Below are 24387 nucleotides of genomic sequence, written 5' to 3'. Positions count from 1 at the left end.
ACATCAGCGTGGCCAACGTCCAGGCGCACCTGTCCCAGCTCAACACGATCGCGTCGCAGAACGGCGGCAACCGCCGCGCGGGCAGCGCGGGTTACACCGCCTCGGTGGCGTACGTGAAGGGCAAGCTCCAGGCGGCCGGCTNCACCGTCACCGAGCAGACCTGCACCTCGTGCACCTACCGCTCCAACAACCTGATCGCCGACTGGCCCGGCGGCCCCGCCGACTCCGTCGTCATGTTCGGCGCCCACCTCGACAGCGTCTCGGCCGGCCCCGGCATCAACGACAACGGCTCCGGCTCGGCCACCCTCCTGGAGAACGCACTCGCCCTCGCCCAGGCCAACCCCACCCTCACCAAGCACGTGCGGTTCGGCTGGTGGGCCGGCGAGGAACAGGGCCTCCAGGGCTCCCAGTTCTACGTGAGCCAGCTCAACTCCACCCAGCGCGGCGCGATCAAGGGCTACTACAACTTCGACATGGTCGGCTCGCNNAACGNNGGCTACTTCATCAACAACNTCAACTCCNCCACNGCNGCNCCGNTGAAGGCGTACTGGGACANNCTGAACCTGCGTCCCGAGGAGAACGTCGAGGGCCAGGGCCGCTCCGACGACTACTCCTTCCAGCAGGGCGGCATCCCCACCTCCGGCTACGCGGCCGGCGCCGACGCGGTGAAGACCTCCGCCCAGGCGACGAAGTGGGGCGGCCAGGCGAACGCCTCCTACGACTCCTGCTACCACTCCGCGTGTGACACCACCTCCAACATCAACGCCACCGTCCTCGACCGCAGCGCCGACGGTGTCGCCTACACCATCTGGAAGACCGCGGTCGGCGGCCCGACTCCCGGCCCCGACTTCTCGATCTCGGTCGCACCCGGCGCGGGCACCGTCCCGTCCGGCGGCGGCACCGTCTCCACGACGGTGAGCACCAGCACCGTGACCGCCCCCGCGCAGACCGTGGCGCTGAGCGCCGGCGGCGCCCCGAGCGGCGTCAGCGTGACCTTCAACCCGACGTCCGTGCAGTCCGGAGCGTCCTCGACCGCCACCATCACGGTCGCGGCCGGCACCACTCCCGGCACCTACCCGATCACCATCACCGGCACCGGCTCGGTCACCCACACGGCCACGTACACGCTGACCGTCGGCAACAGCAACCCGGGCAACGCGCTCCAGAACGGCGGCTTCGAGCAGGGCACCGCCAACTGGACGCAGAGCGCCAACGACATCACCAACAGCAGCCAGGCCACCCCGCACAGCGGTTCCTGGTACGCCTGGATGATGGGTTACGGCAGCACGGCCACCGAAACCCTGAGCCAGTCCAACATCTCCGTCCCGGCCAACGGCACGCTCCGCGTGTGGATCAAGACCACCACCCAGGAAGTCGGCTCCACGGTCTACGACACGCTCAAGGTCCAGGTCAACGGCACGACCCTGGCCACCTACTCCAACGTCGGCGCCACCGGCGCCTACGTCCAGAAGAGCGTCGACCTGAGCGCCTACGCGGGCCAGACGATCACTCTCCAGTTCGCCGGCAGTGAGGACGAATCCGCCACGACCACCTTCTACGTGGACGACGTCAGCATCTCCTGACCCGTCCCGATCGTTCATCCGACGATCGGCGCCCCGCCCCCACGCGTCATCCGGGAGCGGGGCGCCTGGTCGTTCAGGTCCGGCAAGGGCGTCGATCAGGCCCGGTCGTGCGCCCGCAGCCGGCGGCCGACCATACCCAACGCCTCGGCCAGGACTGCGAGTTGCTCTCTATCCAAGACGTCGATCAGCACTTCGCGAACCCGCTCGACGTGCGCCGGAGCGGCGCCGCGCAACCGTATCGCGCCCTGCTCGGTCAGCACCGCGAAGACGCCGCGCGGCTGATCGGGGCACGCGCGTCGGCGGACCAGTCCCAGCTTCTCCAGTTGGGCCACCTGGTAGGTGATCCCGCTCTTGGAAGTGATCAGCTTCTCGGCCAGTTCGGCCATCCGCAGTTCGCCGTCGGGCGCCCCGGAGAGGTGCACGAGGATCTCGTACTGCGGGTGTGAGAGACCGGCCTCGTCCTTGAGCTGACGCTCCAGTGCCCGGTCCACGCGGTGGCCGGCCTCGACGAAGCCCTGCCAGGCAGCCATCTCGAGGTCGTCCAGCCAACGCGGTTCGCTCATGCGCCCCAGCCTACTGAGCTTGTCGAAGCCCGAGTCGGCCTGTAGCGTCGAAGCAGTTCAAATTTGAACTGCCCGTCCCGATCGGACCCACACCCGAACCACGGGCCCGAGTCAAGGGCCCGTCCCGGGATCCGACCCGACGATCGTCCGACGACCTCGCATCGACAGGAGACACCCACATGGCCTCCCCCGCCGAGACGACCCTTCGCGGCCTCGACCGGCCCACCGGCCCCGCGTCGCCGACCGCGCCCGGCCCGTCCCTGCACGGCTACGACCTGGGGCTGGTCCTGCTGCGGGTGGTGGTCGGCCTGACCATGGCCGCGCACGGCAGCCAGAAGTTGTTCGGCTGGTTCGACGGTGCCGGCCTGGACGGCACCGGCCAGTTCTTCACCATGAGCGGCTACCCCTCCGGCAAGGCGATGGCGACCGTGGCCGGCCTCACCGAGACCTTCGGCGGCCTGGCCCTGGTGATCGGCCTGTGCACCCCGCTCGCCGCCGCCGCGATCGTGGGCACCATGATCAACGCCATCGCGGTCAAGTGGGACGGCGGCTTCTTCGCGCCGAACGGCGTGGAGTACGAGCTGCTGCTGACCTCGGCCGCCGCCGCGCTCGCCCTGACCGGCCCCGGCCGACTGGCCGTGGACCGCTTCCTCCCGGTCCTGCGCGCCCACCGCCTCGCCTACGGCATCGCCGCCGTCGCGATCGGAGTGGTCACCGCCGGCGTCATCCTGGTGCTGCGCGACTGACACCGCCCCACCGACGATCGCTCGGGCTCGGGCGGCCACCGCCGCGGCCACGGAGCGTCGTCCCGATCCGACACCGCCGGGTCCGATCACCTGATCGGCGAACGGCGCGGCCGGGGTGCACTCATGTGCACCCCGGCCGCGGTTCGTTGTTGCCACTCTCGATCGGCCCAGGCGGCTTGACTACATACCTAGGGGGGGTATGTTGTAACCGTACTCGCCGACCGGGCCACGTCCGGTGCGGCGGATCCGAGCAGCAGGAGGTTTCGCCATGGGCACGTCCACTTCCGCCGTCGCCACCTACACCGTCACCGGCATGACCTGTGGCCACTGCGTCTCGTCGGTCGAGGCCGAGCTCGGCCGGCTCGACGGCGTCACCGACGTCGCGGTCGACCTCGCGAGCGGCCGGGTCACCGTGACCGCCGATGCCGCGCTGGAGGAGGCGGCCGTCGCGGCGGCGATCGACGAGGCCGGCTACGGGCTCGTCCCGACCGAGACACCGGCCGCGGGCGCGAGCTGCTGCGGCAGCTGCCACTGACCGGCTCGGGAGGGCGGCGGCGCCGCCCTCCCGACGGCTCCATCGACGGCCCCGACCCCGACGGATCACCAGGGAGAGACCATGATCACGGCAGTCAAGGTCGGCGCGTTCGGCGCCGGCATCGTCCTGGCCTTCGGCGCCGCGTTCGGCGTGGGCCACGCGGTCGGCCCGGTCGGCTCCGACCCGGCCCCCGCGCACGGCAGGCACGGCGGCGATACCGCCGGCGCGCCGACCGGCACACGCGCCCCCGGCCCGACCGGCGCCCTGCCCGCCGTCGCCGAGATGCCCGGCGGCCTACAGGTCTCCGAGCGCGGCTACACCCTGGTACCGCCCGCCGAACCGCTGCCGGTGGGCACCGGGACCGACTTCCGCTTCCGCGTACTCGGCCCGAACGGGCAGCCGTGGACCCGCTACGACCGCGCCCACGACAAGGACCTGCATCTGATCGTGGCCCGCCGCGACCTGTCCGGCTTTCAGCACGTGCACCCCGTACTCGGCGCGGACGGGACGTGGAGTGTGCCGCTGACCTTCGCGAGCGCCGGCACGTACCGCGTGTTCGCCGACTTCTCCCCCGCCGGCGACCCGACCGGCCCGCTCACCCTCGGCGCCGACGTCATCGTCGCCGGCGCCTACCAACCGGCCGCCCTGCCGGCCCCGTCCCGCACCGCGACCGTCGACGGCTACACCGTGACCCTGGCCGGCGACCTGTCCGCGACCGAGTCCGGCCTGCTCACCCTGAACGTGAGCAAGGACGGCCGGCCGGTCACCGACCTCCAGCCCTACCTCGGCGCGTACGGCCACCTGGTCGCACTCCGCCAGGGCGACCTCGGCTACCTGCACGTCCACCCACAGGGCGCACCCGACGACGGCAAGACCCCCGCCGGCCCAGGCATCGCCTTCCACGCCCAGGCACCCAGCACCGGCAGCTACCGCCTGTACCTGGATTTCCGACACGAGGGCACGGTCCGCACCGCGGAGTTCACCGTCACCGTCGGCGCCCCGAGCGCACCCGCGACGACACCCGCCGCACCGCCCGCCACCGCACCGGAACACGGCGAGCACGCCCACTAGGAACACCGTCGAGATCGAAACCAAGGCCGACTCCTGTGCGATCGATACCCCCCTAGGGTATAGTCGGCATGTGATCGTGGGACGGCCACACCAGCACGAGCGAGATGCGAAGGAGCAGGCGATGGGTTCGACCACCGAGACCTCGGCGCGACCGGACAGCGGGGAGATCGAACTGTCGATCGGCGGCATGACCTGCGCCTCGTGCGCGATGCGCATCGAGAAGCGGCTCAACAAACTCGACGGCGTGACCGCGACGGTCAACTACGCCACCGAGAAGGCCAAGGTCACCTACTCCGCCGACATCGCCCCGACCGACCTGGTCGCCCAGGTCGAGGCCGCGGGCTACACCGCCGAGCTTCCCGCCCCGCCCGAGACCGCCGGTTCCGCCGGCGAATCGGCGCAGGGCGCGGACCCGGACGGGGGTCGGGTCCGCGCCCTGCGCGACCGGCTGCTGATCTCGGCCGTGCTGACCGTGCCGGTGATCGCGATGGCGATGGTGCCGGCCCTGCAGTTCACCAACTGGCAGTGGCTCTCCCTCGCCCTGGCCTGGCCGGTCGTCGCGTACGGCGCGTGGCCGTTCCACAAGGCGGCGTGGACCAACCTGCGGCACGGGACCTCGACCATGGACACGCTCGTGTCGATGGGCACCCTCGCCGCGCTCGCCTGGTCCGTGTACGCCCTGTTCTGGGGCTCCGCCGGCGAGCCCGGCATGACCCACGCGTTCTCCTTCGCCATCGAACGCGGCGACGGAGCGGGCAACATCTATCTCGAAGCCGCCGCCGGCGTGACCACCTTCATCCTCGCCGGCCGCTACTTCGAGGCCCGGGCCAAGCGCCGCTCCGGCGCCGCCCTCAAGGCCCTGCTCGAACTCGGCGCCCGCGACGTGGCGGTTCTGCGCGACGGCCGCGAGGAGCGCATCGCGGTCGAGCAGTTGGCCGTCGGCGACCTGTTCGTGGTCCGCCCCGGCGAGAAGATCGCCACCGACGGGGTCATCGAGCAGGGCACCTCCGCCGTGGACGCCTCGATGCTCACCGGCGAATCGGTGCCCGTCGAGGTCCGCCCCGGCGACACCGTCACCGGCGCGACCGTCAACGCCGGCGGCCGACTGGTCGTGCGGGCCGGCCGAATCGGCGCCGACACCCAGCTCGCCCGGATGGCCCGTCTGGTCGAGGACGCCCAGAACGGCAAGGCCCAGGTGCAGCGCCTGGCCGACAAGGTCTCCGGCATCTTCGTCCCCACCGTCATCGCGCTGGCCGCCGCCACCCTCGGCTTCTGGTGGGGCACCGGACAGGGCATCGCCGGCGCGTTCACCGCCGCCGTCGCGGTCCTGATCATCGCCTGCCCCTGCGCCCTGGGCCTGGCCACTCCCACCGCCCTCATGGTCGGCACCGGGCGCGGCGCACAACTGGGCATTTTGATCAAGGGCCCCGAGGTCCTGGAATCCACCCGCCGCGTCGACACGATCGTCCTGGACAAGACCGGCACCGTCACCACCGGCCGGATGACCCTCCTCGACACCCACCTCGCCGATGGCGAGCAGCTCGACGAGGTGCTGCGTCTCGCGGGTGCCCTGGAGAACGCCTCCGAACACCCCATCGCCCAGGCCATCGCCACCGGCGCGACCGAGCGCGTCGGCGACCTGCCCGACCCCGAGGACTTCGCCAACGTCGAAGGGCTCGGCGTGCAGGGCATCGTCGAGGGCCACGCCGTCCTGGTCGGACGCACCCGGCTGCTCACCGAATGGGCCCTGGACCTGCCGGTCGAGCTCGAACGGGCGATGGCCGACGCCGAGGCACTCGGTCGCACCGCCGTCGCGGTGGCGTGGGACGGCAGGGCCCGCGCCGTCCTGGTGGTCGCCGACGCGGTCAAGCCCACCTCCGCCGAGGCCATCCGGCGCTTCCGCGAACTCGGACTCACCCCGATCCTGCTCACCGGCGACAACACCACCGTGGCGCACACCGTCGCCGCGCAGGTGGGCATCGACCCGGGGCACGTGCACGCCGAGGTGATGCCCAAGGACAAGGTGGACGTGGTCACCCGGCTCCAGGCCGAGGGCCGGATCGTGGCCATGGTCGGCGACGGCGTCAACGACGCGGCGGCTCTGGCCACCGCCGATCTCGGCTTGGCCATGGGCACCGGCACCGACGTCGCGATCGAGGCATCCGACCTGACCCTGGTCCGCGGTGACCTGCGCGCCGCCGCCGACGCGATCCGGCTGGCCCGCAGGACGCTGGGCACCATCAAGTCCAACCTGTTCTGGGCCTTCGCCTACAACGTCGCCGCCCTGCCGCTCGCCGCGGCCGGGCTGCTCAACCCGATGCTCGCCGGCGCCGCGATGGCCTTCAGTTCGGTCTTCGTGATCAGCAACAGCCTGCGCCTGCGCGGCTTCAAGGCACTCGCCGACGAAACCCACCCGACCCCGACCGAGACGACCGACACGACCGAGCCCACTCCGATCGCCGCCTGACCGCCGCCTGACCGCCGCACGCGAGCACGACCGCCGAAGCCCGCTCGATGCCACCGCATCGAGCGGGCTTCGGCCGATCCACGCACCGCCCCGGCACCGGCTCGCCGGGTCGGGCCCGGTCGGGATCAGGGCGTCGGGCCCACCGCCTGGATCACGGCGAACGCGCCGCCCTGCGGGTCCTGAACCACCGCCATCCGACCCGCCATCATGTCGAACGGAGGCTTGAGCACGTTGCCGCCGGCCCGGACCAGCGCATCGACGGTGCTGTCGGTGTCGTCCACGGAGAAGTACGTCAGCCAGTGCGCGGGCGTACCGGGCGGCAACTGGTCCAGGCCCTGCATCCCGCCGACCACACGGCCGGCCGCACTCAGCGAGTAGTAGCCCTCGGCACCCTCCATCGGCGCGGCCTCCAGGCCCAGCGCGGCCGAGCAGAACGCCGACGCGGCGGCGGTGTCGCCGGTGTTCAGCTCGTTCCAGATCACCGCGCCGGGCTCGTTGACCACCTCCGAGCCACCGAAGTCCCGGGCCTGCCACAGTCCGAACACCGCGCCGGTGGGATCGGCGACCACGCCCATCCGGCCGAGCGTCATCACATCCATCACCGGCATGAGCACCGTGCCGCCGGCCTTCTTGATCGCCTGCTGGGTGGCGTCCGCGTCGGCGGTGGCCAGATAGGTGGTCCACGCGGTCGGCGGCGTCGGCCCGCCATCCGGGGACATCGCGGTCATGATGCCCGCGACGGCCTTCCCGTTCAGCGAGCAAACGGCGTAACCGCCGGTCTCCGCCGGCCCCACCTCGCCCTGCCAGCCGAACAGGTCGCGGTAGAAGTCGAGAGCGGCCTGCTGGTCGGGAACCATCAGATCGACCCAACAGGGTGTGCCGGGCACGTAGGGGTTGGTGACCACGGGCATGACGAGAACCTCCGGAGAAGGAGACGAAGAACGACCCCGTTCTCCTCATCGTCGGCGCCCGAGCCACCACCCGCCACCGGTCGACGTGCGATGCGCGAGCGGACCCCGGCGCCGCGATTCGCCGCGCATCCCCGGCTCCGCAGCCTCTCCGTCGATCAGCGCGTCGCGGACTCCGACAACGCGTCGACCAACGCACGCTTGTCGATCTTGCCGATCGCGGTGAGCGGGAACTCGGTGACGACGGCGACACGATCCGGCAGCTTGAACGCCGCGACGCCGCGCTCGATCAGGAAGGCGCGCAACTGCGCGGACGTGGGCGCGTCGGCTCCGCCGGCCGGGATCACCACGGCGCAGATCTGTTCGCCGCGGTCGGCGTCGGACAGCCCGATCGCCGCGCACAGAGCGATGTTCGGGTGGGCTCGGACGTGAGTCTCGACCTCCTCGGCGGAAACGCTCTCGCCGTTGCGGTCGATGGTGTCCTTCACCCGTCCCTCGACCACGAGGTATCCGGACGGCAGGCGCCGAACCAGGTCGCCGGAGCAGTAGAACCCGTCGGCGGTGAAGGCCGTCGCGTTGACCTCGGGTGCGCGGTAGTAGCCGCGCAGCGTGTACGGCCCCCGGACCAGGAGTTCGCCGACCTCGCCGGGGGCGACGTCGCGTCCTTGCGAGTCCACGATGCGGAGTTCGTCGTCGGGGCACAGCGGGCGGCCCTGGGTGCGGGTCACGATCTCGTCGTCGTCGCCGGCGCGGGTGTAGTTGAGCAGTCCCTCGGCCATGCCGAAGACCTGTTGTACGGCGCAGCCCAGCCCCTCGGGCACGATGCGGGCCACCTCGGCGGACAACTTCGAGCCGCCGGCCTGGAGCAGTCGCAGGCTCGACAGGTCACTGTCGTCCCATTCGGCGGTGTCCAGCCACAGCGGGATCAGCGGCGGGACCAGCGCGGTATGGGTGACGCCCTCGGCCTGGATCAGCGGGAAGGCGGCATCGGGCGCCGGGGACGGGGAGAGCACCACGGTGCCGCCCACGGAGAGCGTACCGAGCAGGCCCGGGCAGGCCAGCGGGAAGTTGTGCGCGACCGGCAGGCAGGCGAGGTAGACCGTGTCCGCGTCGAGGTCGCAGGCTTGCGCGCTGGCGCGGGCGTTGTACCCGTAGTCGTCGTGGGTGCGCGGGATGAGTTTGGGCACGCCGGTGGTGCCGCCGGAGACCAACAGCAGTGCCACGTCGCCCGGGTCGGGCTCGGCGTGCGGGCGGGGTTCGCCGTCCACGGTGTCCAGGGCCCGATGCGGTCCGGGGTCGCCGGCGACCAGGACGTGCCGCACCGAGGGCACCTCGGCGAGCACCCGGGTGGCCAGGTCGCGGTAGTCGAAGCCGGCCACCTCGTCGGCCACCACATAGGCGACGGCCTCGCTCAGCCGGGCCAGGTGGGCGATCTCGGTGATCCGGTGCGCGGGCAGCGTCAGCACCGGGATCGCGCCGAGTCGGACCAGAGCGAAGAACAGCACCGGGAACGCGACAGTGTTGGGCAGTTGCACCACCACCCGGTCGCCGGCACGGATGCCGAGGTCGGCGAGCCCGCCAGCCATCCGATCGGCCCGCGCCTGGAGTTGACGGTACGTCAGGCGCTGTTCGCCGGCCACGACCGCGAGGCCGTCGCCGTACTCGGCGGTCCAGTCGCGCAACAGCCTGCCCAGCGTGCGGCCGTCCCAGTAGCCGGCCGCGCGGTATTCGGCGACCGTCTCCTCCGGCCACGGCGTCAGGCCCGAAGCACGTGGCGGCACCGGCGAGTTGGCTTGGCTCATCGGGTTGTCGACCTCCGGGACGATGACTGTTCGGCACGCGGGACTTTGGTTAGGCTAACCTGAATATCCCGCCGTGTCCCCGCCCCTCGGGAATCGTCATGTCCGGTGCCACGTCCGCCATTTCCGCAGCGGCTCGCACCCCCGGAGTCGACGACGCAAACGCACACCGGCGCAACCGCACTTCCGCACCCCGAAGTTGCCCGTTCGGCATCGACCGGGGTCGCAATTCAGGTTAGGCTAACCTAAGTTTTGCCTGGCTCGGTCTCTTGAACGCTTGTGGCCCCTTCTTGAAAGCGAGAAGAGCTGTGACCTCCCCCTCGGTCTTCCACGAGCGGCGCATAGCCTGTGCCGCCGACCCCATCGCCGTCGCCGCCGCTCTCGCCGCCTCCACCACGGACGAGTTCGTCGTCTACGAGAACGAAGGCGAAGTCGGTTGGGGGGAATCGCCGTACGCACTCGTGTCCACGGGTGTCGGCGCGACCACGCTGACCGTGGAAGGCACAACGCGCACCGTCGCCACCGGACCACGCCCGCTGGACGCGGTGGCCCGGGCCCTGGCGGACGTCGAGGTCACCGGGTGGCGGGCGTACGGCTGGCTGGCCTTCGAGCTGAGCCACGTACTGCACGGCACCGGCCCGGCATCCGGCGTCGGCGTACGCACGGACGATCCACCGATCGCCCAAGTCGCGGTCCCGCGCCGGGAGATCCGACTGACCGAGGGTGAGGCACTGCTGCGCGCCCTGGCGCCGGACGACCTCGACCACCTCGAAGTGCGCCTCGCCGCCGCCGTGTCGGCGGCCGACGCGCCCGCGCGCGAGGACCGGATCCGGGCCGACGTGCACGATCACGGTGCGGACGACTATCGCGCGGCCGTGGCCGCCTCGATCGCCGCGATCTCGACCGGGCAGTTGGACAAGGTCATCGTCTCCCGCCCGGTGCCCGTTCCCGAGCCGATCGACCTGCCCGCCACCTACCTCGCCGGCCGTCGGGGCAACGACCCGGCACGATCGTTCCTGCTGCGACTGGGCGGGTGGCAGGTGGCCGGCTTCAGTCCGGAGATCGTCGCCCGGGTCACCCGCGACGGCACCGTGACCACCCAACCGCTGGCGGGCACCCGCGCGTTGGCCGGTGATCGTACGGCCGACCGGACCCGTCGCGAGGAGTTGTACCGCGACGCCAAGGAGGTCTTCGAGCACGCCATATCCGTGCGCCTGGCCTGTGCGGAGTTGGCCACGGTCTGCACCGAAGGCAGCGGGCGCATCGACGACTTCATGGCCGTGAAGGAGCGCGGCAGCGTGCAGCACCTGGCCTCGCGGCTGTCCGGCCGACTGTCCGAGGGCCGCACCGCCTGGGACGCGGTCGCCGCGCTCTTCCCCGCCGTCACCGCCTCCGGCATCCCCAAGTCCCAGGCATGCGCATTGATCCACCGCCTGGAGGCCGAACCCCGGGGCCTGTACAGCGGATCGGTGCTCACCGTCGACGCCGACGGCACCGTGGACGCCGCTTTGGTCCTGCGCAGCGTCTTCCGACACGGTGAGCGCACGTGGCTGCGGGCCGGCGCGGGCGTCGTCGCCCACTCCACGCCCGAGCGCGAACTCGAGGAGACCCGCGAGAAGTTGTACAGCGTCTCGCGCTTCCTCGTGCCCGAACGCGTCGACCCGACCGGCGACACCGAGGACCCGCAGCCCGCCGTACTGACCGCGACCTGACCACCGTTCCGGCCCGCCTCGACCGGGGCCGGGCGGGCCGGAACAGTACCCCGGCGCCCCACCCGGACCGCGGCTCCCCCGCTCCCGTGCCTGCCCGCCGCCGTCCACCGATTCCGCGCCGGTGTGTTCAATCGGCTCGCATGAGTTCGAGGATCTCGTCGTGCCGCGGGCTCTGTGCACACGGCACCGCGTCGATGGATGTCACCCGTGCGGCGAGCCGGACGCTGGAGACCAGCCAAACACCGTCCGCGGCGCGCAAATCGGCGACCGACAGTCGCGCGTGGCCGCACTTCCAACCGGCCCCGGCCGCCGCGTCGAACAGCCGCCGCTGCGCGATGCTCTCCAGGATGCCCGGATCGAGCGGCGGGGTCCGCAATGTGCGGGCGCTCGCCACCACCACGGCGGCCGTCGGCGCCTCCAGGACCGTGCCGTCCTCGGCCAGGAAGATCGCATCGTCCGCACCGTGCGCACGGGCCCACCGCTGGGCGGCCATGTTGACCGCGTACGACAGCGTCTTGGCCCCGCTCAGCAGCCACGGCGCCCGGTCGGCCGGGGCGGGGAGCACGCCGCGGGTCACCGTCACCGTACGCACCCCCTCGGCCCGGGCCCGCCGCGTGCTCGCCGGAACCGGGTCGACCAGCACGTAGCCGGTTTCCGGGCCACCACTCTCGGGCCCTCGGGTCAGCACCAGCCGGGCGTACGACTCACCGACGACGCCGTGCCCGTCGATCGCCACGGCCAGGCAGCGCCGCCACGCCTCGGCGTCCGGCGCGGACAGCCCGAGAGCGGCGGCCGACCGGGCCAATCGGGCCAGGTGCTCGTCCAGGTGGCGGGGTCGCCCGTCGACGATCAGCAGTGCCTCGAAGACGCCGTCCCCGCGCAGCACCCCGAGGTCGTCGGCACGCAGCGCGGGCCGGGCACGGTCGGCGACGGTTCCGTCCAGGTGCACCAGCGTCCCGGGAACGGGTGCCCTCGACGCGGACGAGTCGCTCACCGCAGCGCCGCCGCGGTCAGCGTCAGCGTACCCGCGTCCGCGTCCAGGTCGGCCTCGACGCCCAGCGGCACCGTGAGTTGACGCGGGCCGTGGCCGAAGCTCAACCCGGCCAGTACCGGGACACCCAGCGGCGACAGCCGATCGCGCAGCACCGCCTCGACCCGCTCGACCGGTCCACAGTCCGTCCAGGTCCCGGTCACCACCCCCGCCACGCCCGCGAACCAGCCCGAGCGCAGCAGTTGGGTGAGCAGTCGATCGATCCGGTACGGCTGCTCGCCGATGTCCTCGAACAACGCGATCGCACCGGTCGCGGGCGACGACTCGGGACATCCGATCGAGCCGGCCACCAGACTCAGCGTGCCACCGGTGGTCACGCCGCGGGCTCGGCCGGCCACCAGCGCATGGACGTCCGGCGACGCCAACTCCACCGCGTCCTCCGGGGCGAACAGGGTCGCCCGCAGTTGGGCGAGGGTGCCCGGGTCGGGTGCTTTCCCGGCCGCCGCACCGAACCCGGCGGTGGCGGGCATCGGCCCGAACAGGGTGACCACGCCCAGTCGGGCGGCGAACGCCGCGTGCAACGCGGTGACGTCACTCGCCCCCAGGAGCACCTTCGGCTCCGCCGCCGCCATCGCCTCCCACGACAGCAGGTCCAGTACCCGCGCCGCGCCGTAACCGCCGCGCGCACACACGATCGCGGCGATCGCGGGATCACACCAGGCGTCCTCCAGGTCGCGCGCGCGGCCGCGGTCGGTCCCGGCGAGATACCCCGACTCCTGCCTGTCCAGGACGTGCGCGCCCAACACCACCTCGAGGCCGAGATCGGACAACACCGCGCAACCGGCGTGCAGCCGGCCCGGATCGACCGGACTGCCGGGGCACACCACCGCGACCCGGTCGCCCGGTCGCAGCCGGCGGGGTCGGCGCAACCCGCGTGCCCCGCCCGGCAGCGGACCCGGGTCGGGCTCGAACAAGGCCGTCACCGAGGGCTCCGTTCGGCGGTGTCGTCGGCGTCGAACCCCGACACCGCACCCCGCGCCTCCGCGATCGCCACGAACAACCGCACCGGGTCCCGGTCGTGGGCGAACGCGGGCCGGCCGAACCCGTGCAACGGAAAACGGAGCCGACCGGGCGCCGTCGCCCAGGGCCGCGCGACGAGTCGGCGCCCTCGGCGCCGGTTCCGGTGGTCGGTCGTGCGTTCAGCCTTCATGCCTCGCATCATGCCCAGGGCAACCGGGAGAGACAGCCCACGTTCACCTCATCGGGTGAACGATCAGGCGAGCGTGAACGCCCTCGCCGGCAATGAGCCGGAACACCGAGCCGAACACCGCCGGCTCCCTGCTCCGTACGTGCCGCCCACCCGGCGCGTCCATCGACCCGCGCCCGCCTCCACGACCCCACCACCCGACCCCTCGCCGTCACCGTCACCGACTGTCGGCACGCGCACCGGGCGACCGACGGCACCCCATTCGCTCGACCACGCACACTCGGCATCACCGCGAAACTCGAACTCGTTCCCCTCCGGGCCCAGGACGCCCACCCGGCCCGAACCGGTAGATGAGCATCGCGCGGCCATTCCCCGACAACGGTGCTCGAGCCCGAATGGTTCCCGAAACGATCGCCGCCCGCCGAGCCAACCCCCGAAAAACCCATCACCGATGTCGTCTTCCCTACACCATCGGGTGCTTCCGTTCATCACACTTGGGTACCGCCGCCCCGCGGAAACCGGTTTCGGTGGATCATGGGCGCAGCGCGGGTGGGATGTCCCTGCTCGCCGGAAGGGGAATCGTCTGCCCGTCAGTGGGTTGCGTTCGCCCTTCCACTGTCCCAGTGGCAAGAGAAGGAGTCGCCGGATGGTCGCATCGTCTGTGGACGAACTGCGGATTTCGTTGGAGAAGGAGGCTACCGAACTGGCCGCGCAGCGAGACCGGCTGCGCGAGGAACTCGTGGACGTGGAAAGGCAGTTGGCGGCTCGGCTCAGCGCGGTGGAGCACCTCGCGCTGATCCGTCCGCTGGTGCCGCTGCCGCGCGTCGAGGGCGAAGCCGTCGCACCGGTCGAGGTCGCGCCGGTCGAGGCCGAGCCCGTCGTCGAGGCACCGGTCGAGGTAGCGCCGGCGGAGGAGGCGCCGGCCGAGGAGGCCGTGGTCGAGGAGACCGCGGTCGAGGAAGCACCCATCGAGGCCGCACCGATCGAAGAGGTCGTCGCCGCCCCGGCCCCGAGCCGGAAGCGGAAGGCGGTTGCGGCCACGAAGGAGAAGACGCGGATACAGGCCGCATCGACGCGCAAGGCTCCGGCGGCCAAGCCCGCCGCCGCCAAGCCCGCGACCAAGCCCGCCGCGAAGCCCGCGACCAAGTCCGCGGCCAAGTCCACCGCCAAGAAGAAGACCACCCGCGCGCAGGCGGCTCCCGTCGAGCCGGTCGCGCCCGAACCGGCGGCCGCTCGCCCGGTCCGTTCCCACCTGCGCGACGAGATCGCCGCGTTGTTGGAAGGCACCGGCGAACCCATGAACGTCCGTCAACTCACCGAGGCCCTGGGCGAAACCGCCACCAAGAGCAGGATGGAAAGCGTGCGCACCTCCACGGAGGGCCTGGTCAAGGCCGGGCGCGCGATCAAGGCCGGCCGCGGCCTGTTCACCGGCCCCGGCGCCTGAACCACCCCCGGGTACGCCCGGATACACCGGCCACCGCCGGCTCGACGGTACGCCTCGCGGCTGCCCCGAGCCGGCGGTGTCGTCGTCGACCGGGCCGGCCCGCTCCGGCCGGCCCGACCGACACCCGCGCTCTCACACCGGGCCACCGCGCCGGCCGCACGTGCCGATGCGCGCCCGCGCGAGCCGGGGAACTACCGGCCCCGGCGTCGCCAGGGTCGCCACCCCGGCGACGTCCGCCGAGTATCGGCCGGGCCGGCCGGGGGCAGTGGAGCGACCCGGTCCGGGTGGGCGGCCCGCCACCGGGCGACGAGTTCGTCGGCGTCGAACGGCTGTAGGCGCAGCAGCGGGCCGGGCGGTGGCATCCGCAGCGCGGCGGCGATCTTCTCGTTGATCTCCGCGACGATCCGTCGGACCTCGCGCTCGGAACGAGCCCGCTCCGCCGCCGCCACCGCGTCCTCGGCCTCCTTGCGCAGGGCCAGGGTCGGTGGCAGGACGGCGATGCCCTCGCTCTGCAACTTGCCACGCACCCACCACAGTTCGTCGTGCGGTGCGTCGATCGCGGCCACCGGCTTCCCGGCTCCGGGCAGATCGTCGAACGCCCCACGCGCCGCCGCGGCGTCGATCTGTCGGTCCACCCACGAGTCGAACGGGACCTCGGGCGGCTTGCGCTCGGTCACGGCCTTCCTCCTCCGTACGGCGACTACGGCTCACTTTCCAGCATGCCCCATCGGCCACCCGACCGTGCCGGCACGGTGCTCGCCTGCGCGTGGCGCGCCGGGAAGACGCCGCTGTACGCCCGCGTGGACGTGGCCCTCGCCGACGACGGATCGCCCCTCGTGATGGAACTGGAACCGGTGGAGCCCGACCTGCTCATCACGGACAGCGACGCCGCCCCGCGCCGCTGCCGGCCTCGTCCGCGAACGCGCCCGAACCGCGACGACCCGACCCGCGTGCATCGCCGGGTCCGGCGCCCGCACCGGTCGGAATCTCCCCGAAGGGGCAACCCCGGTTCCGCAACCTGAACTTCACCCGGACGGATGCCGCCGGCTCGGTGATCCGCCGGTCCAGTGATCCGCCGGTCCGGTGGTGCGCACCGACCGGTCTCCGACGCCGCGGATGTTCGCCGAACGTGATGGAACGTTCACCGAGACGCCTGTCGGCCGGGTGTGTCGGGCGCCTAGATTGGCCTGGACCACCCCACACGGCATCCGGAGATGAGAGTTCGTGGCCGAGTCCATACTCGACGCAGAGTCGGCGTTACCAGAGCGGAAGATCGACACGGAGGTGGCGCATACCGCCCGCGTGTGGAACTACTGGCTGGGCGGCAAGGACAACTACCCCGTGGACCGCGAGACCGGCGATCGGATCGCCGCGATCCATCCGGGAACACGCGACTACGCGCTCGCCGACCGGCAGTTCCTGGGCCGAGCGATCCGCCATCTCGCCCACGACCTGGGTATCCGTCAGTTCCTCGACATCGGCACGGGACTGCCGACCGCGGGCAACACCCACGAGATCGCCCAGGGCGTGGCCCCGGAATCGCGGATCGTGTATGTCGACAACGATCCCCTGGTACTCGTGCACGCCCGGGCCCTGCTGACCGGCAGTGCGGAGGGGGCGACCCGCTACATCGACGCCGACCTGCGCGACGTCGACGAGATCTTGACCCGCGCGGCCAAGACGCTGGACTTCGAGCAACCCGTCGCGCTGGTCCTGCTCGGCGTGATCATCTTCGTCAACGACGACGACGAGGCGTACGGAACGGTCGGCCGACTGCTGGACGCGCTCCCCTCCGGCAGTCACCTGGCGCTGTCCCACACGGTGACCAGCCCCCCGGCGCCGCCGGACGTGGACGACGCCGTGGCGTTCTGGAACGCGCACGGCACGCCCAAGCTCAAGCAGCGCTCGCCCGAGGGCATCGAGCGTTTCTTCGACGGCTTGGAACTGCTCGAACCCGGCGTCGTCTCGTGTTCCCGCTGGCGTCCCGAGGCCGGCGACAAGACGCCGGACGTGGCCATGTACGGCGCGGTGGGACGCAAGCCGTAACCGCCGCGGGCAGTGCCGGTGGCACGCGCCGGACCGCCGAAGACGCCGTTCGGCCCGGCATGGCGGCCCCTCGGATCCGTCCGCATCGGAGGGGCCGCCGGTACAGCGGTGTCGGGCGCTATCGCCGGAGGACTGGCGGCGCCGAGGGATCAGCCCTGGTAGCCGCCACCGTGGTGCTCCGGGGACTCGCCCATGTTGTGCTCGCCCTTGTCGTGCTCGCCCTTGTTGTGCCCGCCCTGGTTGTGCTCGCCCTGGTTGTGCTCGCGCCTGTCGTGGTCGCCGTCGATGTTCGCGCACACGTTGCCGATCGTCGGGTTGAACAGGCCGACGAGGTTGAGGCTGTTGCCGCAGATGTTGATCGGCACGTGGATCGGGACCTGGATGTTGTTGCCCGACAGCACGCCGGGCGAGCCGACCGCCGCACCCTGTGCCTCGGAACCGGCGTTGGCGACGCCCGCACCCGTCATGACGAGCGCGGCGACGCCGACGCCCAGGGCCGCGGTCTTCTTGAACGTGTTCATGTGATCTCCGTTTCGGATGGCGCCGCGGTTGGCGCGACCGCCCGGTGCAACGACCCCAAACCCGGCAGGCAACTGGTGATTCGAGGTGTTCACCCAGGTGGCGGCACCTGCCGAAGCGGAGGCGATGGCAGGTCGATAGGGCGTGTTCGGCACGTCGGCGCGGGGTACTCGCCGCCGAACCGCGCCGTCCGCCACCCGGCGAGCGAAGGCGATCACAAGTCGACACCAGGAAGCAGGGCCGCATGCCTGTCCCCTCCCACCCGACCCGCCGTGCCCTGCTGTTCGGTACGGCCGGCGCCGCCGTGCTGCTCGCCGGCGGCCCACGGACACTGCTCGGCACCGGGGCCGCCGCGCCGCGACCCGCGCTCCCCGTCGCGGACACCGCCGTGTTGCTCGACGCGGCGCCGGTGACGGTCGACCTGGGTTCGCAAACCGTGACCACGTGGGGCTACGGCGACCGGGTGCCCGGCCCGGAGATCCGAGTCACCGCCGGCGGCACCGTGTCCGCGCGGCTGCGCAACAACCTGCCGCAGGACACCACGGTGCACTGGCACGGCGTGCGGGTCGCTTCCGCGATGGACGGTGCCCCCTGGCTCAGCCAGGTCCCGGTGGCGCCGGGCGGCGTCTTCGACTACCACTTCACCGCGCCGGATCCGGGCACGTACTTCTACCACTCGCACGTGGGCACCCAACTCGACCGCGGAGCCTACGGAGCGCTCGTGGTGGAGGACCCGGACGAGCCGCTCGGCTACGACGCGGAGTGGACCGTCATCCTCGACGACTGGCTCGACGGCATCGGCACCGACCCGGACGAGGCGTTGGAGCGCGTCCGCGATCCCGGGCCGAACCCCATGCACAGCACCCTGCTGGGCGGCATCGCCGGCCACATCGCCTACCCGCACTACCTCGTCAACGGCCGCACCCCGCAGGCCCCCGAGGAGTTCACCGCCGCTCCCGGACGCCGCATCCGGCTGCGGTTGATCAACGCCGGGGCGGACACCGCGTTCCGGGTCGCGCTTGGTGGTCACGAGTTGACGGTCACCCACACCGACGGATACCCGGTGGTGCCGGTCACCGTGGACACGGTGCTGATCGCAATGGGCGAGCGCTACGACGTGCTGGTCACGCTGGGCGACGGGGTGTTCCCGCTGGTGGCGGCCGCCGAGGGCAAGGGCGCCCGGGCGTTCGCCGTGGTGCGCACCTCGGCGGGCGAGGCGCCGCCGGCTTCGGTCGACGTGGCCGAATTGCACGGCCGACTGCCCAGGCTGAGCGACCTGATCGCCGACCCGTCGGTCGACCTGGGCAACGCGCCGGCGCGTGGCGTGGATCTCGTGCTGAGCCACGGGACCAAGGGAACCGTGTGGACTCTGGGCAGCGCCGGCGATTTCGACACGCCGCTGCGGGTGCCGGTGGCCGTCGGCGAGCGGGTCCGACTGTCCTTCACCAACACGACACGCATGTGGCATCCGATCCACCTGCACGGGCACACCTTCCAGGTGCAGCGCGCCGCGGGCCGGGGGCCGCGCAAGGACACCGTGGTGGTGCGTCCGCGGGAGAGCGTCACCGTGGACGTGCTCGCGGAGAACCCCGGCGAGTGGATGCTGCACTGCCACAACCTCTATCACAGCGAGCTGGGCATGATGGCGACCCTGGGCTACGGCGACACCCCGCCCACCGGCCCCGACATGCCGGGCATGTCGGGGCCGCGCTGACCCGGGCGGCCGTCGAACGCGTGGCCTCCGGGTGATCGGAGTCGGTCAGCAGTGGCCGGCCGGCTCCGATCGGCCGCATGTGTTCGCCGTGAACGTGTTGACCGCCGCGGCGTCCCGGTTCGCCAGATCCGCCGGCTCGTTGCGCTGCACGATGTTGTCCCGAACCACGTTGTTCGCGGTCGGCTCGCCGGAGAAGCTGGGCACCATCACGATGCCACCCGACATCGGCGACTCGCCCCGGTTGTCCCGGATCCTGTTGCCGCTCACCTGCGTCTCCTGGGCGCCGGTGAGCACGATGCCCGAGCCCTGGATGAAGGCCAGTCGCGGATTGGCCTCGCAATACTTGTTGTTCTCGTCGATGCGATTACGGCGGATCGCCAATGCCCCGGCCACCGGCTTGGTTTCGTCGCCCACGATGAATACGCCGGCGCAGTTCCCGGTCAGCTCGTTGTATTCGATCGTCAACGCGCGCCCGCGCCGGATCAACACGCCCAACCGGTTGCCCGAGGCGTGATTGCGGGCGATGCTCGCACCCATCGCATCGGCGGTGTCGGCCAGGAACAGACCCGCCTGGGCGTTGTCGTCGGTGATGTTGTCGGTGAACTCGGCCCGCGTGGACTGCTCCTGGCCGATCCCGTGCTCACCGTTGTCGTGCGCGGACACGTGCCGCACCCGCATGTGTTCGGTGGCGCTGCCCATCACCCCGGTCTTGGCGAAGCCGGTGACCGCCAGCGATTGGATCCGTACGTCGGACACCGGGTGCTTCGCGGTGCCGAACACGCAGATGCCGTGACCGGCCGCCGCGCACGCGTTCGCCGCGCCCGCCGCGCCCGGGGTGATCACGGTGCCCTCGCCTGCCCCGCGGATGGTTACGCGGTCCGTGCCGATCAGCACGCTGCCGGGGTAACTGCCGGGCAGTACATCGATGATGTCGCCGGGCGCGGCCGCGTCCACGGCCCTCTGGATCGATTCGCCGGGATGGACCACGTGCCGGGTGTCGGCGTGTGCGGCCGGTGCCAGGACCGAGCCCAGCGCGGTCAGGACGGTGGCGCAGGCAAGGGGAAGCAGCCGTTGTACGTGCATGAGCAATGTTCTGCCTTCATGAGAGAGGGAGGAGAGAAGGGAAATCCGAGAGTTCGGTTCAGGAAACCGGCTCGGGTAGAGCGAGTGGGGCGACCTCGGCGCTGTCCGAGGTCATCGTGTCGACCAGGCCGGTGGAGTGCTTTCCGGCGCGGAACACCGGGTCGGCAAGCAACCGGCGCAGGAAGCCCAGGGTGGTGTGCACGCCGCCGCCGGCCACCCGGAACTCGCTGAGCGCCCGCTCGGCGCGTGCGATGGCCTGGTCCCGGTCGGGCGCCCAGACGATCGCCTTGGCGAGCAGCGAGTCGTAGTCGGGGCCCACGGTCCACCCCTCGTGGGCGTGTGTGTCGATCCGTACCCACGGCCCGCCCGGCGGCACGAACTCGGTGAGCCGACCGGGCGTCGGCGCGAAGCCCCGCTCCGGGTCCTCCGCGTTGATCCGGCACTCGATCGCCACCCCCCGCGGCACCACGTCGTCCTGACCGAACGCCAGCGGCGCGCCGGCGGCGATGGCGAGTTGTTCGCGCACGATGTCGACGCCGGTGACCATCTCGGTCACCGGATGCTCCACCTGGATGCGGCAGTTGATTTCCAACAGGTGGAACCGGTGCTCCGGGGTGACCACGAACTCGAAAGTGCCCGCCCCCACGTAGCCGACGGCGGACGCACCGCGCAGCGCCGCCGCGCACATCGCGTCGCGTACCTCGGTCGGCAGGTGCGGGGCCGGGGACTCCTCGACCAGCTTCTGGTGCCGGCGCTGCGCCGAGCAGTCCCGCTCGCCCAGGTGGACCGCGCCGCCGTGCCGGTCGCACAACACCTGGACCTCGACGTGCCGCGCGTCGTCGATGTAGCGCTCCAGGTAGAGACGTTCGTCCCCGAACACCGCGCGGGCGCGGGCCCGGGTGTCCTGGTACGCCCAGGCCAACTCGTCCGGATCGCGCACCACGCTCATGCCGCGACCGCCGCCGCCGGCGACCGCCTTGAGGATCACCGGATAGCCGATCCGGGCGGCGATCTCGGCCGCCTCGACCGGTGAGGCCAACGCGCCTTCGCTGCCCGGCAGGACGGGGAGCCCGGCGGCGGCCATCACCGCGCGCGCCTCGCTCTTGTCGCCCAGCCGCTGCATCACGTGCGGCGGCGGCCCGATGAAGGTGATCCCATGCGCCTCGCAGATCTCCGCGAAGTCCGGATCCTCGGACAGGAATCCGTAACCGGGGTGGATCGCCTGCGCACCGGTGCGCCGGGCCGCCTCGATGATCGCCGGCATGTTGAGATAGCTGGATCTGGCGGGAGGCGGGCCGATGTGCACCGCCTCGTCGGCGAAGCGCACCACGGCGGAATCCCGGTCCGCGGTCGAGTACACGGCCACGGTGCGGATGCCGAGTTCGCGGCAGCTGCGGGCCACCCGCAGGGCGATTTCCCCTCGGTTGGCGATGAGCACGGTGGAGAACACCTGGACCCCCTACGGTTGTTGTCACTGCCGGGTGTGCGGGCCGCCACGGCCCGTGCCGGGACGCTCGTCGGGCCCGCCGTCCTGCTCGGCGCTCGCATCCCGGCCCGCCGCGCGCGGCTCGATCGCGATCAACGGCTCCTGGTATTCCACCGGTTGCGCATCCGGCACCAGCACCTCCACCACCTGCCCGGACACGTCGGCGGTGATGGTGTTCATCATCTTCATGATTTCCAGGATCCCCACCGTCTGGCCGGATCGGACGGTGTCGCCGACGCTGACGAAGGGCTTCGCGCCGACCTCGGGCGCGTGATAGAAGGTGCCGACCATCGGGGCGCAGACGAACCGGCGAGTGCCCTCCGGCGCGACCGACTGCTCGACCCGCGGCGCGGCGGCGGGTGTACCGGAGGCGACGGGTGCCGGGCCGGTCGCGGGGGGTTCGGGCCACTCGATCTCGACGCTGGTGTCGCCGCAGCGCAGCCGGATCCAGCGCGGCGGAACCGGCGCGGTGCGCGCCTGTGGCGACTCGTCGGCAGGTTGCGCGGGTGACTGTGGGTGCGGCTGCGCGGCGTGTGCGGGGTTCAGCGGTTTGACCCACCGCTCGTCCGCGTAGCCGGAGTGGTGGTTGAGGTGGTCGTCGGCGTGCGCCTCACGCGCTTCGGGGGTTCCGTGGTGTTCGGGGGTTCCGTTGTGTGGAGTCATGACGCACTTCCTTGGGCACGAGCGTCCGGCACGACGCCGAAGCTTCGGAATCGGTCCCCGCGTTCGCGCAGGAGCCGGGTCTTGTCCAGCGCGCGCAACTCGTCCACGACCGGGATCAGCGCGGCGCGCAGCAGTGCGGCGGCCCTGCCCGGGTCGGTGTGCGCGCCGCCGGGCGGCTCCGGCACGATCCGGTCGACCACGCCCAGGCGCAGCAGCTCCCGTGGTCGCATGCGCAGCGCCGCGGCCGCCGCGGGCGCCGCCGCGGAGTCCTTCCACAAGATGGCCGCGCAGCCTTCGGGGCTGATCACCGAATAGACGCCGTGCTCGCCGATCAGGACCCGATCGGCGACCGCGAGCGCGAGCGCGCCGCCGCTGCCGCCCTCGCCGGTGATCACGGTGACGATCGGGGTGGGCAGTCGGGCCATCAGGCGCAGGTTCTCCGCGATGGCGACGGCCTGGCCGTTCCGTTCGGCGTCCGGTCCGGGGTTGGCGCCGGGCGTGTCCACCAGGGTGATCACCGGCAGGCCCAGTTTGGCGGCGAGCCGCATCAACCGGGCGGCCTTGCGAAAGCCTGCCGGGGTGGCCATCCCGAACTTGCGGTGTTGTCGTTCGGCGAGGTTGTCGCCGCCCTTCTGATGGCCGATCAACATCACCGGCAGGCCGTCGAGCCGGCCGATGCCGCCGACCACCGCGGGGCAGTCCGCGCCGATCCGGTCGCCGTGCAACTCGTGGAAGTCGTCCAAGAGTCGGCCCGCGTAGTCGAGGGTGGTGGGTCGCGCGGGGTGCCGGGCCAGCCGAACCGCCTCCCACGGGTCGTCCCCGTCGGAGCGCCCGTCCACCGCGCGCCCGTTGACCGCGGTCCCGTTCACTGTGGTCCCGTGGGCGGCGGACCCGTTGGCGGCGGACCCGTTGGCGGCCGGCGCCGGCGCGGCGGGCATGGCCGCGGCCGGGTCGGCCCGCGCCTCCTCGGGACGCGCCTCGCGCGGTTCCTCCAGAGCGAGGAAGTGTCGAATGGTCGCGCGCAGCGCCGGTCGAGGTGCGATCGCGTCGACCATCCCGTGTTCGAGCAGGAATTCGGCGGTCTGGAAGCCGGTGGGCAGGCGTTCGCCGATGGTGTGCTCGATCACCCGGGGGCCGGCGAAGCCCAGCCGGGCGCCGGGCTCGATCAGGATGACGTCGGCCAGTGTGGCGAAGGAGGCCGCCACCCCGCCGTAGGTGGGGTCGGTGATCAGCGACAACACCAGGACGCCGGCCTCGTCCAACTCCGCCAGGGCGTGCGCGGTCTTGGCCATCTGCATGAGCGAGAGCACGCCTTCCTGCATCCGGGCCCCGCCCGAGGCGGTCACCAGCAGCAGCGGAGTACGGGTACGCAGGCTCTCGTTCGCGGCCTCGGTGACCAGCGCGCCCACGGCGCAGCCCAGACTGCCGCCCAGGAAGCGGAAGTCCATCGCGGCCACCACGACCGGCCGGTCGTGGATGGTGCCCCGCGCGCCGAGCGCCGCCTCGTCCATGCCGGTCGCGGCGCGCGCCTCGGCCAGGCGTTCCGGGTAGGGGCGCGAGTCCACGAAGCCCAGTGGGTCGTGGGGGGTGGGGCCGGCGGTCAGCGGTGTCTCCGAACCGGGATCCAGGAGTTGATCCAGTCGCTGTCGCGCGGTGAGTCGGGCGTGATCACCGCAGTCGGGGCACACCTGCAGGTCCCGGGTGAAGCGTTTGCCGTATACGAGTTCGGCGCAGCGTCCGCACTTGACCCAGTCGGGTCGGGCGTGGACGGTGAGCCCGAGGTCGGTCTCGATCATGGCTTCAGGGTCCTTGGACGAAGGGGCCTTGGGCGGGGTTGCCTTGGCCGCGGA

The 24387-nt window shown here is 71.9% G+C and carries 20 protein-coding genes and 1 pseudogene; 9 read left to right on the top strand and 12 right to left on the bottom strand.

What is annotated here, in order from left to right; translation table 11 throughout:
• Positions 1-1583 (top strand): M28 family peptidase (locus A3IC_RS0130005; RefSeq protein ID WP_020553776.1); only part of this gene is annotated, 1583 nt, incomplete at its 5' end.
• A gap of 95 nt (positions 1584-1678) precedes the next feature.
• On the opposite strand, the gene A3IC_RS0130000 is transcribed toward A3IC_RS0130005, so the two are convergent.
• Complete coding sequence (locus A3IC_RS0130000; protein WP_020553775.1) at positions 1679-2146, bottom strand: MarR family winged helix-turn-helix transcriptional regulator; 468 nt, start codon at positions 2144-2146, stop codon at positions 1679-1681.
• 179 nt (positions 2147-2325) lie between these two features.
• Between A3IC_RS0130000 and A3IC_RS0129995 the strand changes: the two genes are divergently transcribed.
• The 4 genes from A3IC_RS0129995 (at position 2326) to A3IC_RS0129980 (ending at position 6965) form a co-directional block, all read left to right on the top strand.
• Complete coding sequence (locus A3IC_RS0129995) at positions 2326-2892, top strand: DoxX family protein (protein WP_020553774.1); 567 nt, start codon at positions 2326-2328, stop codon at positions 2890-2892.
• A gap of 268 nt (positions 2893-3160) precedes the next feature.
• The gene (locus tag A3IC_RS0129990) at positions 3161-3427 is read left to right on the top strand and encodes a heavy-metal-associated domain-containing protein (RefSeq protein WP_020553773.1); all 267 of its coding nucleotides are present in this window, start codon (positions 3161-3163) and stop codon (positions 3425-3427) included.
• An 81-nt stretch (positions 3428-3508) separates the two neighbouring features.
• Positions 3509-4498, top strand: coding sequence for a hypothetical protein (locus tag A3IC_RS0129985; protein ID WP_020553772.1), 990 nt, complete (start codon positions 3509-3511; stop codon positions 4496-4498).
• 121 nt (positions 4499-4619) lie between these two features.
• Positions 4620-6965 carry a heavy metal translocating P-type ATPase gene (locus tag A3IC_RS0129980; RefSeq protein ID WP_052173876.1) on the top strand — a complete coding sequence of 782 codons (2346 nt, stop codon included), beginning with the start codon at positions 4620-4622 and terminating at the stop codon, positions 6963-6965.
• A gap of 125 nt (positions 6966-7090) precedes the next feature.
• Here the strand turns inward: A3IC_RS0129980 and A3IC_RS0129975 are convergent, their stop codons facing one another.
• Both A3IC_RS0129975 and A3IC_RS0129970 read right to left on the bottom strand, forming a co-directional pair.
• Positions 7091-7876: a VOC family protein gene (locus A3IC_RS0129975; RefSeq protein WP_020553770.1), complete on the bottom strand. Its 786-nt coding sequence runs from the start codon at positions 7874-7876 to the stop codon at positions 7091-7093.
• Positions 7877-8031: 155 nt separating this feature from the next.
• A complete protein-coding gene (locus A3IC_RS0129970; RefSeq protein ID WP_020553769.1) occupies positions 8032-9675 on the bottom strand; it encodes a (2,3-dihydroxybenzoyl)adenylate synthase in 1644 nt (547 codons plus the stop codon).
• A 305-nt stretch (positions 9676-9980) separates the two neighbouring features.
• Between A3IC_RS0129970 and A3IC_RS0129965 the strand changes: the two genes are divergently transcribed.
• Positions 9981-11384 (top strand): salicylate synthase, encoded by a 1404-nt coding sequence (locus A3IC_RS0129965; protein WP_020553768.1) that lies wholly within the window; start codon positions 9981-9983, stop codon positions 11382-11384.
• A 127-nt stretch (positions 11385-11511) separates the two neighbouring features.
• On the opposite strand, the gene A3IC_RS0129960 is transcribed toward A3IC_RS0129965, so the two are convergent.
• The 3 genes from A3IC_RS0129960 to A3IC_RS0129950 are packed head-to-tail and all read right to left on the bottom strand — an operon-like array spanning position 11512 to position 13585.
• A complete protein-coding gene (locus tag A3IC_RS0129960) occupies positions 11512-12378 on the bottom strand; it encodes an aminodeoxychorismate lyase (protein ID WP_063744898.1) in 867 nt (288 codons plus the stop codon).
• On the bottom strand, positions 12375-13358 hold the full coding sequence (locus tag A3IC_RS0129955) for a S66 peptidase family protein (RefSeq protein ID WP_020553766.1): 984 nt from the start codon (positions 13356-13358) through the stop codon (positions 12375-12377). The genes A3IC_RS0129960 and A3IC_RS0129955 overlap by 4 nt, the downstream gene beginning before the upstream one ends.
• Positions 13355-13585: a hypothetical protein gene (locus A3IC_RS0129950; RefSeq protein ID WP_040877372.1), complete on the bottom strand. Its 231-nt coding sequence runs from the start codon at positions 13583-13585 to the stop codon at positions 13355-13357. Before A3IC_RS0129950 ends, A3IC_RS0129955 begins: the two co-directional genes overlap by 4 nt.
• A 643-nt stretch (positions 13586-14228) precedes the next feature.
• On the opposite strand from A3IC_RS0129950, the gene A3IC_RS62845 reads away from it, so the two are divergent.
• On the top strand, positions 14229-15026 hold the full coding sequence (locus A3IC_RS62845) for a hypothetical protein (protein WP_158696149.1): 798 nt from the start codon (positions 14229-14231) through the stop codon (positions 15024-15026).
• Between the two features lie 290 nt (positions 15027-15316).
• On the opposite strand, the pseudogene A3IC_RS0129935 reads toward A3IC_RS62845, so the two are convergent.
• Positions 15317-15703 (bottom strand): annotated as a pseudogene (locus A3IC_RS0129935) (DnaJ family domain-containing protein); the annotation flags it as partial.
• A gap of 595 nt (positions 15704-16298) precedes the next feature.
• Here A3IC_RS0129935 and A3IC_RS0129925 point away from each other — a divergent pair.
• Positions 16299-17072 (top strand): SAM-dependent methyltransferase, encoded by a 774-nt coding sequence (locus A3IC_RS0129925; RefSeq protein WP_425387366.1) that lies wholly within the window; start codon positions 16299-16301, stop codon positions 17070-17072.
• A 149-nt stretch (positions 17073-17221) separates the two neighbouring features.
• Here A3IC_RS0129925 and A3IC_RS0129920 read toward each other — a convergent pair whose 3' ends face one another.
• The gene (locus tag A3IC_RS0129920; protein WP_020553761.1) at positions 17222-17593 is read right to left on the bottom strand and encodes a chaplin; all 372 of its coding nucleotides are present in this window, start codon (positions 17591-17593) and stop codon (positions 17222-17224) included.
• Positions 17594-17835: 242 nt separating this feature from the next.
• On the opposite strand from A3IC_RS0129920, the gene A3IC_RS0129915 reads away from it, so the two are divergent.
• A complete protein-coding gene (locus A3IC_RS0129915) occupies positions 17836-19305 on the top strand; it encodes a multicopper oxidase family protein (RefSeq protein WP_020553760.1) in 1470 nt (489 codons plus the stop codon).
• Between the two features lie 45 nt (positions 19306-19350).
• On the opposite strand, the gene A3IC_RS0129910 is transcribed toward A3IC_RS0129915, so the two are convergent.
• From A3IC_RS0129910 to A3IC_RS0129895, 4 genes are read right to left on the bottom strand one after another with little or no spacing between them, the layout of a single operon-like run.
• Positions 19351-20388: a right-handed parallel beta-helix repeat-containing protein gene (locus A3IC_RS0129910; protein WP_020553759.1), complete on the bottom strand. Its 1038-nt coding sequence runs from the start codon at positions 20386-20388 to the stop codon at positions 19351-19353.
• A gap of 58 nt (positions 20389-20446) precedes the next feature.
• Positions 20447-21838, bottom strand: a complete 1392-nt coding sequence (locus tag A3IC_RS57320; protein ID WP_020553758.1) for an acetyl-CoA carboxylase biotin carboxylase subunit — start codon at positions 21836-21838, stop codon at positions 20447-20449.
• Positions 21839-21859: 21 nt separating this feature from the next.
• Positions 21860-22537, bottom strand: coding sequence for an acetyl-CoA carboxylase biotin carboxyl carrier protein (gene accB / locus A3IC_RS62840; RefSeq protein WP_020553757.1), 678 nt, complete (start codon positions 22535-22537; stop codon positions 21860-21862).
• Positions 22534-24333 carry an acetyl-CoA carboxylase carboxyl transferase subunit gene (locus A3IC_RS0129895; protein WP_020553756.1) on the bottom strand — a complete coding sequence of 600 codons (1800 nt, stop codon included), beginning with the start codon at positions 24331-24333 and terminating at the stop codon, positions 22534-22536. Before A3IC_RS0129895 ends, accB begins: the two co-directional genes overlap by 4 nt.
• Positions 24334-24387 lie beyond the last annotated feature (54 nt).

This window comes from Embleya scabrispora DSM 41855, from assembly GCF_000372745.1.
Taxonomy (GTDB): Bacteria; Actinomycetota; Actinomycetes; order Streptomycetales; family Streptomycetaceae; genus Embleya; species Embleya scabrispora.
Note: the sequence above shows the minus strand (reverse complement) of the source record. Positions and strands in the feature narration are given on the sequence as shown.

Coding starts and splice junctions, on each gene's coding strand:
- A3IC_RS0130000 (WP_020553775.1), bottom strand. CDS start 2,146: ATGAGCGAACCGCGTTGGCTGGACGACCTCGAGATGGCTGCCTGGCAG.
- A3IC_RS0129995 (WP_020553774.1), top strand. CDS start 2,326: ATGGCCTCCCCCGCCGAGACGACCCTTCGCGGCCTCGACCGGCCCACC.
- A3IC_RS0129990 (WP_020553773.1), top strand. CDS start 3,161: ATGGGCACGTCCACTTCCGCCGTCGCCACCTACACCGTCACCGGCATG.
- A3IC_RS0129985 (WP_020553772.1), top strand. CDS start 3,509: ATGATCACGGCAGTCAAGGTCGGCGCGTTCGGCGCCGGCATCGTCCTG.
- A3IC_RS0129980 (WP_052173876.1), top strand. CDS start 4,620: ATGGGTTCGACCACCGAGACCTCGGCGCGACCGGACAGCGGGGAGATC.
- A3IC_RS0129975 (WP_020553770.1), bottom strand. CDS start 7,876: ATGCCCGTGGTCACCAACCCCTACGTGCCCGGCACACCCTGTTGGGTC.
- A3IC_RS0129970 (WP_020553769.1), bottom strand. CDS start 9,675: ATGAGCCAAGCCAACTCGCCGGTGCCGCCACGTGCTTCGGGCCTGACG.
- A3IC_RS0129950 (WP_040877372.1), bottom strand. CDS start 13,585: ATGAAGGCTGAACGCACGACCGACCACCGGAACCGGCGCCGAGGGCGC.
- A3IC_RS62845 (WP_158696149.1), top strand. CDS start 14,229: ATGGTCGCATCGTCTGTGGACGAACTGCGGATTTCGTTGGAGAAGGAG.
- A3IC_RS0129920 (WP_020553761.1), bottom strand. CDS start 17,593: ATGAACACGTTCAAGAAGACCGCGGCCCTGGGCGTCGGCGTCGCCGCG.
- A3IC_RS0129915 (WP_020553760.1), top strand. CDS start 17,836: ATGCCTGTCCCCTCCCACCCGACCCGCCGTGCCCTGCTGTTCGGTACG.
- A3IC_RS0129910 (WP_020553759.1), bottom strand. CDS start 20,388: ATGCACGTACAACGGCTGCTTCCCCTTGCCTGCGCCACCGTCCTGACC.
- accB (WP_020553757.1), bottom strand. CDS start 22,537: ATGACTCCACACAACGGAACCCCCGAACACCACGGAACCCCCGAAGCG.
- A3IC_RS0129895 (WP_020553756.1), bottom strand. CDS start 24,333: ATGATCGAGACCGACCTCGGGCTCACCGTCCACGCCCGACCCGACTGG.